Origin of the sequence: Streptococcus sp. GMD1S, from assembly GCF_000296875.1 — a bacterium.
Classification (GTDB): domain Bacteria; phylum Bacillota; class Bacilli; order Lactobacillales; family Streptococcaceae; genus Streptococcus.
In genome coordinates, this window is sequence record NZ_AJQY01000035.1 from 1 (window position 1) to 11,158 (window position 11,158).

General features: G+C 40.5%; 15 protein-coding genes. 13 read left to right on the top strand and 2 right to left on the bottom strand.

The features are described 5' to 3' along the window. Positions 1–36 precede the first annotated feature (36 nt). Complete coding sequence (locus GMD1S_RS11720; protein ID WP_002878149.1) at positions 37–168, top strand: DUF3953 domain-containing protein; 132 nt, start codon at positions 37–39, stop codon at positions 166–168. Positions 169–247: 79 nt separating this feature from the next. Continuing rightward, positions 248–976: a peroxide stress protein YaaA gene (yaaA, locus tag GMD1S_RS05420; RefSeq protein WP_000697764.1), complete on the top strand. Its 729-nt coding sequence runs from the start codon at positions 248–250 to the stop codon at positions 974–976. Positions 977–1,007: 31 nt separating this feature from the next. On the opposite strand, the gene GMD1S_RS05425 is transcribed toward yaaA, so the two are convergent. Next, positions 1,008–1,556 (bottom strand): NADPH-dependent FMN reductase, encoded by a 549-nt coding sequence (locus tag GMD1S_RS05425; RefSeq protein ID WP_000039632.1) that lies wholly within the window; start codon positions 1,554–1,556, stop codon positions 1,008–1,010. Positions 1,557–1,647: 91 nt separating this feature from the next. Beyond that, positions 1,648–2,094, bottom strand: coding sequence for a MarR family winged helix-turn-helix transcriptional regulator (locus GMD1S_RS05430; protein WP_000816316.1), 447 nt, complete (start codon positions 2,092–2,094; stop codon positions 1,648–1,650). 119 nt (positions 2,095–2,213) lie between these two features. On the opposite strand from GMD1S_RS05430, the gene GMD1S_RS05435 reads away from it, so the two are divergent. The 11 genes from GMD1S_RS05435 to GMD1S_RS05480 form a co-directional block, all read left to right on the top strand. Continuing rightward, positions 2,214–2,690, top strand: a complete 477-nt coding sequence (locus tag GMD1S_RS05435) for a cell wall elongation regulator TseB-like domain-containing protein (RefSeq protein ID WP_000776855.1) — start codon at positions 2,214–2,216, stop codon at positions 2,688–2,690. A gap of 9 nt (positions 2,691–2,699) precedes the next feature. After that, a complete protein-coding gene (locus tag GMD1S_RS05440) occupies positions 2,700–3,878 on the top strand; it encodes a pyridoxal phosphate-dependent aminotransferase (protein ID WP_000777443.1) in 1,179 nt (392 codons plus the stop codon). 149 nt (positions 3,879–4,027) lie between these two features. Further along, on the top strand, positions 4,028–5,374 hold the full coding sequence (gene asnS, locus GMD1S_RS05445; RefSeq protein ID WP_192808291.1) for an asparagine--tRNA ligase: 1,347 nt from the start codon (positions 4,028–4,030) through the stop codon (positions 5,372–5,374). 148 nt (positions 5,375–5,522) lie between these two features. After that, positions 5,523–5,813 carry a 30S ribosomal protein S6 gene (gene rpsF, locus GMD1S_RS05450; RefSeq protein WP_001151783.1) on the top strand — a complete coding sequence of 97 codons (291 nt, stop codon included), beginning with the start codon at positions 5,523–5,525 and terminating at the stop codon, positions 5,811–5,813. An 11-nt stretch (positions 5,814–5,824) separates the two neighbouring features. Further along, positions 5,825–6,295 carry a single-stranded DNA-binding protein SsbA gene (ssbA, locus tag GMD1S_RS05455; protein WP_000609596.1) on the top strand — a complete coding sequence of 157 codons (471 nt, stop codon included), beginning with the start codon at positions 5,825–5,827 and terminating at the stop codon, positions 6,293–6,295. A gap of 31 nt (positions 6,296–6,326) precedes the next feature. Next, a complete protein-coding gene (rpsR, locus tag GMD1S_RS05460; protein WP_000068664.1) occupies positions 6,327–6,566 on the top strand; it encodes a 30S ribosomal protein S18 in 240 nt (79 codons plus the stop codon). 359 nt (positions 6,567–6,925) lie between these two features. Then, entirely contained in the window at positions 6,926–7,435 is a 510-nt protein-coding gene (locus tag GMD1S_RS05465; RefSeq protein ID WP_000858591.1) for a GNAT family N-acetyltransferase, read from the top strand. A 440-nt stretch (positions 7,436–7,875) separates the two neighbouring features. Continuing rightward, complete coding sequence (wecB, locus tag GMD1S_RS05470; protein WP_000734436.1) at positions 7,876–9,024, top strand: non-hydrolyzing UDP-N-acetylglucosamine 2-epimerase; 1,149 nt, start codon at positions 7,876–7,878, stop codon at positions 9,022–9,024. 6 nt (positions 9,025–9,030) lie between these two features. Further along, positions 9,031–9,810: a hypothetical protein gene (locus tag GMD1S_RS05475; RefSeq protein ID WP_000800615.1), complete on the top strand. Its 780-nt coding sequence runs from the start codon at positions 9,031–9,033 to the stop codon at positions 9,808–9,810. Between the two features lie 9 nt (positions 9,811–9,819). Then, on the top strand, positions 9,820–9,960 hold the full coding sequence (locus tag GMD1S_RS12235; protein WP_000176307.1) for a hypothetical protein: 141 nt from the start codon (positions 9,820–9,822) through the stop codon (positions 9,958–9,960). After that, positions 9,953–11,158, top strand: a 1,206-nt coding sequence (locus tag GMD1S_RS05480) for a glycosyltransferase family 2 protein (RefSeq protein WP_000625491.1), incomplete at its 3' end; no start/stop codon positions are given. The genes GMD1S_RS12235 and GMD1S_RS05480, both read left to right, overlap by 8 nt.

The following is an 11,158-nucleotide window of genomic DNA, read 5'->3' on the forward strand; positions in this document are numbered from 1 at the left end:
CAAGTACAGCCTGCGGCTAGCTTCCTAGTTTGCTCTTTGATTTTCATTGAGTATAAAAATAGGTTTTCTCAGTTCAAGGAGAAAAAAGATAAATTCTTATCTATCTTAACAAGCTTAGCTGGCACAGCCCTTGTTCTCGCGGCTATCTGGTTAGGATGGACAAAATAAACAGAGAAACCTCGGTATGAACCGAGGTTTTTAAGATGAAATTCTTGGTCGTGGTTGAAAAATATGCTACACTAACAATATGAAAATTTTAATCCCAACAGCAAAAGAAATGAACACAGACCATCCTTGTATCGAAGCGCTCCCCTTGAGGGAAGAAAGTCAGGTAGTCCTTGACTCACTGGCGCACTACTCAGCCAGTGAATTAGAGACTTTTTATAAGGTATCTGCCGAGAAAGCAGAAGAAGAGTACGCTCATATTCAAGCTTTAAAAGATCACAGGGCTAAACATTATCCAGCCTTGAAACTTTTCGATGGTCTCATGTATCGTCACATCAAACGAGATGAGTTAACCAAGGCTGAACAAACCTATCTTGAAAATCATGTCCTAATTACCTCGGCTTTATACGGTGTTGTCCCCGCCTTGTCGCCCATGGCTCCTCACCGTTTGGATTTCTTGATGAAGTTAAAAGTTGCTGGGAAGACTTTAAAGAGTCATTGGAAGTCAGCCTACGATGAGGCACTAGAGGATGAGGATTTGATATTCTCACTCCTATCATCAGAGTTTGAAACCGTATTTTCGAAGGAAATTAGAGAAAAGATGGTGACCTTCAAATTTATGGAGGACAAGGCAGGCCAGTTGAAAATCCACTCAACCATTTCAAAAAAAGCCCGTGGTGCCTTTTTAACCGCCTTGATAGAGGGGCAAGTCCATACAGTCGAACAAGCTCGCAAGCTCCGCTTTGCCGGCTTTGACTACCGACCTGATTTATCCAGTGACTTAGAACTCGTCTTTGTGAAACAAGCATAAAACCAGCTCATTCGAGCTGGTTTTTGCTGGATTAGTTGATGGCTGCAAGAAGGTCGTCAGCTTGTTTTGCAAGTGATGAAGCAGTTGCTTCTTCTAACACCAATTTTCCGTCTGCCCAAGCAGAGTCATTGACACGAGCAGCTGTAAAGTCACCAACGACTTGTGTACGGATAAATGGCAAGAGGTCTTTGTAAATAGCAAAGAGTTGATCGTGACCGGCATTGGCTACAGATGAGACAGTAACAAACTTGTCTTGGAGGGCAGAAGCTCCACGTGTATCAGACAAGTCAAGAGCACGCGAGAGCCAGTCAAGCAAGTTCTTCACTGTTCCAGGGATAGAGAAGTTGTAGACTGGAGAGAAAATCCAGATGGCATCCGCAGCAAGGACTGCTTCACGAGCAGCAGCTACAGCTGGATGAGTTGGAACTTCCAAATCTTGGCTGAAGAGAGGAACAGCTGAGTAATCAAGATAGCTAACTTCTGCTTTTCCAGCAAGTGCTTTTTCAGCTTCGAGGGCCATTTGGTGGTTGAAAGAACCTTGGCGTAGTGAACCGACGATAAATAATACTTTTTTAGACATGATGTGTCTCCTTTAGTTTAAAATTCAAAGAGCGAACTCTTTTGTTACCATCCATGTTACAACAAATGATACTAATTAGCAATAATTTTGCTCACAAATTTTTAAATTTTTTTAAAATCTGGATTAAGTCTTCCTTTTCGCCATCTTCCAAGATGCTGAGTGCTTCTACAATCGAATCGATATGGTCAGGAAGAACCTCCTCGATTTTTCTGCGTCCTGCAGGTGTTAATTTCAGGAAAAAGGAGCGACGATCCTTGGGGTCGCAAGTTCTAGAAATCCATCCATCTCGAACCATATTTCGAATGACAACAGTCATGTTTCCAGAAGTGGCTAGCATTTTTTCAATCAAATCCTGAATGCGCAGTTCCCCCTTGCTATAGAGGGTTTCCAAAACTGAAAATTGGGTGGGTGTTAGCCCGTGTTCTTTAGCAGCCTTGGCTTCATATGGTTTAAAAGTCCGTATGGCTTTATTAAGGACGATAGCCGTTTTTAAGTCTAGTTGATTATCGGAAATTTTCTCTTTCAAATATTGTTTCATAAGCTTTATTTTATCAATAATGAGAGAGAAAAACAAGAACTTACATTTTATAGGAAAAGATTCTTAGAATGTTCCCGTCTTCACTTGTAATAAAGAAGGAGAGATGGTAAAATAGACGAGTGAAACTAAGACAGAAAAAAGCAAAAAACAAGCTACTTTTACAGTATGGAATCGGCATTGCTCTGGTAGTACTAGTCATGACGACTTCCTTCCTTTATCTGATATCACTCAGCATGAAACCCTATCAAGATGCTAGAGTTGAGGGAGAAAAACTAGCCAAGCAGTATGCAGAATTGGAAGAGGCAGATCAGGTTGATTTTTATAATGGACTAGAAGGTTATTACAGCGTTTTAGGACATAATAAAAAGCAAGAGGCCATTGCCGTACTGATTGAAAAGAATGACCACAAGATTTATGTTTATCAGCTTGATAAGGGGATTTCTCAAGACAAGGCAGCGACGATTTCGAGGGAAAAAGGTGCTAGCGACATTGACAAAGTCACTTTTGGTCGCTATCAGGACAAGCCGATTTGGGAAGTTAAGTCAGGAAACCACTACTATCTGATAGATTTTGAAACAGGAGCAGTGATCCAATAAGGAGGGCATATGAAACTATCCAAACGTGTACTAGAAATGGAAGAAAGCGTCACTCTAGCTAGTGATGCAAGAGCCAAAGCGTTAAAAGCTCAAGGAAAAGATGTTCTTTTCTTAACCTTGGGACAGCCAGATTTTCATACTCCTGAAAATATTCAGGATGCGGCGGTGGAAGCGATTCGTGATGGACGAGCTTCCTTTTATACAGTTGCTTCAGGTCTGCCAGACTTAAAGGCTGCGGTTAATACCTACTTTGAACGCTATTATGGCTATTCTGTAGCAGCCAATGAGGTTACCTTTGCCACAGGTGCTAAGTTCTCTCTCTACACCTTCTTTATGGCTGTGGTCAATCCAGGTGATGAGGTCATCATTCCTACACCATACTGGGTCAGCTATGGAGACCAGGTCAAGATGGCAGAAGGTGTGCCAGTCTTTGTCCAGGCCAAGGAAGACAATCACTTTAAAGTAACAGTAGAGCAGTTAGAAGTAGCTCGTACAGATAAGACCAAGGTCTTGGTTCTCAATTCACCATCGAATCCGACTGGTATGATCTACTCTCGTGAGGAACTCTTGGCTATCGGAAATTGGGCTGTTGCGCATGATGTCCTTATCCTAGCAGATGATATTTATGGACGTCTGGTTTATAACGGGAACGAATTTGTTCCAATTTCTAGTTTGTCAGAAGCCATTCGCAAGCAAACCATTGTGATTAACGGTGTATCTAAGGCCTATGCCATGACTGGTTGGCGGGTAGGTTATGCTGTGGGAAATCCTGAAATTATCGCTGCTATGAGCAAATTAACAGGACAAACGACTTCAAATCTGACAGCAGTATCTCAATATGCAACGATTGAGGCGCTGACTGGACCGCAAGACTCTGTTGAAACCATGCGCCAAGCCTTTGAAGAGCGCTTGAATACCATTTATCCTCTCTTGTGCCAAGTACCAGGATTTGAAGTTGTCAAGCCCCAAGGAGCCTTCTATCTTTTCCCAAATGTCAAAAAAGCGATGGAGATGAAGGGTTATACCGATGTGACAGAGTTTACAACGGCTATTCTCGAAGAAGTCGGCCTTGCCTTGATTACAGGAGCTGGATTTGGAGCACCAGAAAATGTTCGTCTCAGCTATGCCACAGACTTGGACACATTAAAAGAAGCTATTCGTCGTTTGCACCAGTTTATGGAAAAATAAAACTTAGAATCTTCGCCTTTTTAGCGAAGATTTTTTGTAACGAAAATCTCGCGATTTTTATCTAGTAGAACCTAGCTATCACAGTCTATTTATGGTAAAATAGTGGGTAATGATGTCTTCGGACAAGTTAAACGAAAAAAGGAAGATAGATTATGACAAAACGTGTAACAATTATTGATGTAAAAGACTCCGTTGGTCAAGAAGTGACCATCGGAGCCTGGGTTGCCAACAAATCAGGAAAAGGGAAAATTGCCTTCTTGCAATTGCGTGATGGAACAGCCTTCTTCCAAGGTGTAGCCTTTAAACCAAACTTTATTGAAAAGTTCGGTGAGGAAGTGGGGCTAGAGAAGTTTGATACGATTAAACGCCTAAGCCAAGAAACTTCTGTTTATGTGACAGGAATTGTCAAAGAAGACGAACGTTCTAAGTTTGGCTATGAGTTGGATATTACAGACATCGAAGTGATCGGTGAATCTCAAGACTACCCAATCACACCAAAAGAACACGGAACAGACTTCTTGATGGACAACCGTCACTTGTGGCTCCGCTCTCGTAAGCAAGTAGCAGTGATGCAAATCCGTAACGCTATCATCTATGCAACTTATGAGTTTTTCGACAAGAACGGCTTCATGAAATTTGATAGCCCAATTCTTTCAGGAAACGCGGCTGAAGATTCAACAGAACTCTTTGAAACAGACTACTTCGGAACGCCAGCCTACTTGAGTCAATCTGGTCAGCTTTACCTAGAAGCAGGGGCTATGGCTCTTGGTCGTGTATTTGACTTTGGTCCAGTATTCCGTGCTGAAAAATCAAAAACGCGTCGTCACTTGACTGAGTTCTGGATGATGGATGCGGAGTACTCCTACTTGACACACGATGAGTCACTTGACTTGCAAGAAGCTTATGTTAAAGCCCTTCTTCAAGGTGTTCTTGATCGTGCGCCTCAAGCCTTGGAAACCTTGGAACGTGATACAGATCTCTTGAAACGCTACATTGCAGAGCCGTTCAAACGCATCACTTACGATCAAGCCATTGACCTTTTGCAAGAGCATGAAAATGATGAAGATGCTGACTACGAGCATCTTGAGCATGGCGATGACTTTGGTTCACCACACGAAACATGGATTTCAAACCACTTTGGTGTGCCAACATTTGTCATGAACTACCCAGCAGCTATCAAGGCCTTCTACATGAAACCAGTTCCTGGAAATCCAGAGCGCGTGCTTTGTGCAGACTTGCTGGCACCAGAAGGTTACGGAGAAATCATCGGTGGATCTATGCGTGAGGAAGACTACGATGCTCTTGTAGCTAAAATGGAAGAACTGGGCATGGATCGTACAGAATATGAATTTTACCTTGACCTTCGTAAATACGGCACAGTTCCACACGGAGGATTTGGTATCGGTATCGAACGTATGGTAACCTTCGCAGCTGGAACCAAACATATCCGTGAAGCCATTCCATTCCCACGTATGTTGCACCGTATCAAACCATAAACTAGTAAAAAGAAGATATTTTCATCTTCTTTTTTCACTTTTATCTTGCTATCTATCAGTTTTTCTAGTATAATAGTTTATTGTGAGCAAACCTCACTTACCCCTTGCAAAGACTAGGGGTCATTAGACCAAAAGGAGGAACATATCAATGGCTAAATACGAAATTCTTTATATCATTCGTCCAAACATTGAAGAAGAAGCGAAAAACGCTTTGGTAGCACGTTTTGACTCTATCTTGACTGACAACGGTGCAACTGTTGTTGAATCAAAATCATGGGAAAAACGTCGTCTTGCATACGAAATCCAAGATTTCCGTGAAGGACTTTACCACATCGTTAACGTTGAAGCAAACGACGACGTAGCTCTTAAAGAGTTTGACCGTCTTTCAAAAATCAACGCTGACATTCTTCGTCACATGATCGTCAAACTTGACGCGTAAGAAGGTAAATTATGATTAACAATGTTGTACTTGTAGGGCGTATGACACGTGACGCTGAGTTGCGTTATACCCCATCAAATGTAGCAGTTGCGACTTTTACTCTTGCAGTAAACCGTACATTTAAGAGTCAAAATGGCGAACGTGAGGCTGATTTTATCAATGTCGTTATGTGGCGCCAACAGGCTGAAAATCTTGCTAACTGGGCTAAAAAAGGCTCTCTTATCGGGATCACAGGTCGTATCCAAACTCGTAGTTACGATAACCAGCAAGGACAACGTGTCTACGTAACAGAAGTCGTGGCTGAGAATTTCCAAATGTTGGAAAGCCGCGGAGTGCGCGAAGGACATACAGGTGGGGCTTATTCTGCACCAACTGCTGGTCAATCGGCACCTGCAAACCCAGTACCAGACTTTTCACGTTCTGAGAATCCATTTGGAGCAACCAATCCATTGGACATTTCAGATGATGATTTACCATTTTAATGGACAATTAATACTATAAAGGAGAAAAAACATGGCTCAACAACGTCGTGGCGGATTCAAACGCCGTAAAAAAGTTGATTACATCGCAGCAAACAAAATTGAATATGTTGATTACAAAGATACTGAGCTTCTTAGCCGTTTCGTTTCAGAACGTGGGAAAATCCTTCCTCGTCGTGTAACAGGAACTTCAGCTAAAAACCAACGTAAAGTAACAACAGCTATCAAACGCGCACGCGTAATGGCTTTGATGCCTTTCGTAAACGAAGATTAAAAAAGAGGTCCAGTGGACCTCTTTTTCATGAGCTTGAAAATAAGAAAGCGAATTAAGACCCGGGTGGGTCTTTTTTTACGAGCATGGAAATGAGAGAGCGAGTTGAGGTCCAGTGGACCTCTTTTTCATGAGCTCGGAAATAAGAAAGCGAATTAAGATCCATATGGGTCTTTTTTTCACGAGCCTTGAAATGAGAGAGCGAATTGAGGTCCAGTGGACCTCTTTTTCAGATTTTTATAGGATTTTGTTAGAAAGGATTCCCTGTTGACCTAGTAAGATTCTTTTGTCTTACTAGGTTTTTTCTTTTAATCTTTATTATCGTGCTATAATGGTAGGAGAAAGCTATAAAGGAGCAGCTTATGAAGACGACATGTTCAATTAGAAAAATGCAAGAATCTGACATACAAGAACTATCTCGAGGATTTATCAGCCAAGGTTGGCCAAGTAGAGAGGAGATTTTAACTCGATACTTTAAGGAGCAAGAAAGTGGGGAGAGAGAAGTCTTAGTTGCAGAGGTTGAGGGTGCTTTAGCGGGTTATATCACAATTTTGTCCTGCGCTAAGCAGGGGCCTTTTGCAGAAATCTATCCAGAACTCTCAGATTTTAATGTCTTTGAACCTTTTCAAAATCAAGGTATTGGAAATCTCTTGCTGGAAGAAGCAGAAAAACAAGTTAGGCTCATATCGGATAAGGTGACCCTTGGTGTTGGGCTCCATTCAGGGTATGGACCTGCCCAGAGATTATACATCAAACGAGGCTATATTCCAGATGGGACGGGTGTTTGGTATCAGAACCATCAACCGGCCATGAATGCGGTTTGTGAAGATATCGGAGAATTGGTCTTGTATCTGTCGAAAAATTTGTTTTAAGACAGATTTTATAAGGTTTAAATTTTAAATATAGTAAACAACAATCACAGTCCCTTTTTCATTCGAAAAAGGAATTTTTTTGTTTGAAATTGTTTGATTTATTCCTCAAAGTGGTAAAATATAATTGTTTGAATTATCAAGATAAAAATAAATATCAAAAAAAACATATAAGGTTTAGTTTTTTTAAATACGGATTCTTTTGAAAAGTCTTAAAATTTCCTAAAATAAGGCTTTTTAAAGGTTGTAAATAATATTGTTACAAAAAGGTTACAAATTGTTAAAATTAAATTAAATGCAATAATATAATTTGGAAAAAATTTGACATATAAATTAATTGACGGTAAAATAATTAAGATAATCAAATTAATTGATTTGCGCAATAATTCGATATAAAGATTAATCTGATGTGTCAAATTTTATTATAGTAGAAGGATAGCGTAATGAAGAAACTGAAAGTGATGGTTGTTTTTGGAACACGACCAGAAGCTATTAAAATGGCCCCTTTAGTGTTAGAATTGCAAAAACATAGTGACAGCATTGAGACGATCACAGTTGTGACAGCTCAGCACCGTCAAATGCTTGATCAAGTTCTTGAAACGTTTAGCATCGAGCCACATTATGACCTGGATATTATGGGGAAAAATCAATCCCTCTTAGACATTACTGGAAAAATTTTAGAAAAGTTTGATCCAGTTGTTAAGCAAGAACTTCCAGATATAATTCTTGTTCATGGAGATACAACAACAACTTTTGCAGCAAGTTTAGTTGCTTTCTATAATCAGGTACGAATCGGCCACGTTGAAGCTGGCCTAAGGACATTTGATAAGTATTCTCCTTTCCCAGAAGAAATGAATCGTCAGATGACTGATAACCTAGCGGATCTCTATTTTGCTCCAACTAGTGAGAGTAAAGAAAATCTCCTCAAGGAAAATCACCCTGAGTCTGCTATTGTCATTACGGGAAATACAGCCATTGATGCCTTGAAACTAACCGTTCAATCGGATTACTATCATGAAGTTTTAGATCAATTGGATCCAGATAAGAAACTTGTATTAGTAACCATGCATCGTCGTGAGAATCAAGGTCAACCAATGAGAAATGTCTTTGCAGCTTTACGTGAGATGGTCGATCTTCATCAGGAAATTGAAGTTGTTTATCCTGTTCACCTTAGCCCTGCTGTGCAAGAAGCAGCAAACGATATCTTAGCTGGTCACGATCGTATTCACTTGATTGAGCCTTTAGATGTACTTGATTTTCATAATTTGGCTTCAAGAAGCTATTTTATCATGACTGACTCTGGAGGTGTTCAGGAAGAGGCGCCTTCTCTCGGCAAACCTGTCCTTGTCCTTCGTGACACAACGGAACGTCCAGAAGGAGTAAGAGCAGGTACGTTGAAGCTAGTTGGTACGGATCCAGTACGTGTGAAAGAAGCGATGGCAGCACTCTTAACAGATGAAACTCTTTATAGACAAATGTCTCAGGCACCAAATCCTTATGGAGATGGAAGAGCCTCTGAACGAATCGTACAATCCATTCAACAGTACTTTGGGGCAGCGACTTCTGTATCGGAATTCAAAGGGGGGAAATAAGATAAAATGAAAAATTGGAGTCAATTTAAAAACTGGCTTATGGCTTTGCTTGCTTGTGAGGTCATTCTTTTGGTGCTTTGTTTTTTGTATGCTCGAGCAATCATTTTAGAACAAATCTTTTTTTTAGCTTTAGCCTTGTTTGCAGTGTTGGTATTATCTGACCTTTTGCTTACTTGGACCCTTATCTTAGCATTTGGTTTTGGACTTATCGTTTTGGTTGCGGGTGTGGTTTATATCCCGATCATTCAACTGGTCTTTTTATTAATCAGTTTTCCTCTTTTGATTGGGATTCTACTTAAGGTTCGTTATTATTTCTTCAAGGTGGCCTCAAAGGTACAAGAACAGGAAGACGAAGCGCGAGCAGATTACCAAGCGATGGTCACTGAACAAAGTGATGTTACGGTTCAATCTCTATTGATTCATTGGGCACATGAAGATTTGTTCTTCCAGATTAAACCGAAAGAACATAACCAGATGCTCAGTAGCATTCAAGAGGTAATTGCTCAGGAATTGAGCTACAATGATAAACTCTATTACGTTTCGGATGGTAATTTTCTCGTTCTATCCAGTAAAAGCCAACATTCTTTGAAGGAACTTTATTTGAATGGTTTGCAGGAGAAACTGAGCAGTTTAGTTTTTCATGGAGAAGATGGCAATCAAGGAATTCAGTTCCAAACAGGCTATTTGGTGATTAACTCTGATAATAAAGATAAATACCAAGACTACGCGGATGTCGCCAGTCATCTCAAACGTCAACTAGAGACAGATGTAATTGTGGAATATTAGGAGGGGAACATGACTTTAACCGAACTATTTTTTGGTATTGCTTTGGGACTCAGTCTCGCCTTTGGCATTTGTTTTATCATACTATTTATTGCATACAATATTCTTTACCATCGAGTAAACAAAAATTTTAAGGCGGTGAATCATGATTAGTCAAATGTTAATGATTTTTACCTTGCTTACAATTTGGATTTCTCTAGCATGGGGCTTGGTAATTCTCTTTTCGGCAGTACACTTTTGGTTTAAACACAGTGATTTTCGTGTAGACACTTCGCCTCTACCTTATTATCCTAAGGTAACGATTGTTGTTCCTGCCCATAATGAGGATGTGGTTATTGCCCAAACGGCAAAAGCTATCTTGGATATGAACTATCCTCACGACCGTGTGGAGTTGCTCTTGTTTGCGGATAACTGTTCGGATAACACCTATGCAGAATGTTTGTCTGTACAAGCCATGCCTGAATATGCAGGAAGAAATCTAACCATTATCGACCGTACTGGTACGGGAGGAAAAGCGGGCGTTCTAAACGATGCTTTGGAGATGGCAACAGGCGAATACATCTGTGTTTATGATGCAGATGCCATGCCTGAAAAAAATGCTCTTTATTTCCTTGTCAAAGAAGTTATGAAGGATCCAGAACGTCATGTGGCATCTTTTGGCCGCAACAAGACTCGAAACGCCAACCAAAATTTCTTGACTCGTTGTATCAACCAAGAGATCGTTGTTACTCAGCGCGTGCACCACGTTGGGATGTGGCATCTCTTTAAAATTGGGCGTATCCCAGGAACCAACTTTATCATTCAAACCGACTTTGTAAAGAGTATCGGTGGTTGGAAAAATGGTGCCTTAACTGAGGATACCGATATTTCCTTCAAAATCATGCAGAGTGGTAAATTGATTGCCCTTGCCTATAATTCAGAGGCTTTCCAACAAGAACCTGAGACCTTAAAGAGTTACTATATGCAGCGGAAACGTTGGGCGAAAGGAAATTATGAAGTTGTTCTCTCGAACTTTAAGCATTTATTTGGCAGAGCAAACTGGCGCGTTAAACTAGAAGTCTTTAACTATTCTTGTGTTTTCTTTTGGTTTAACTTTGCTATTGTTCTTTCGGATTTGATTTTCCTAGCGAATGTGCTAGCGATCTGTCTTAATCTTTTCTTCCCAGATGTCAGGGTTCCATTTGCTTTTGATGCGGACAATATCTACATCGCTCAGCTCATGCTCTTTAACTGGATTCTCATGATTGGTCTCTATTTGATGCAAATTATGACAGCATTGGCAAGTCAATTTGGACAAGCAACAACTAAACAAATCTGGTTAGCCCTGGCAGCCTATTTCTCTTATGCACAG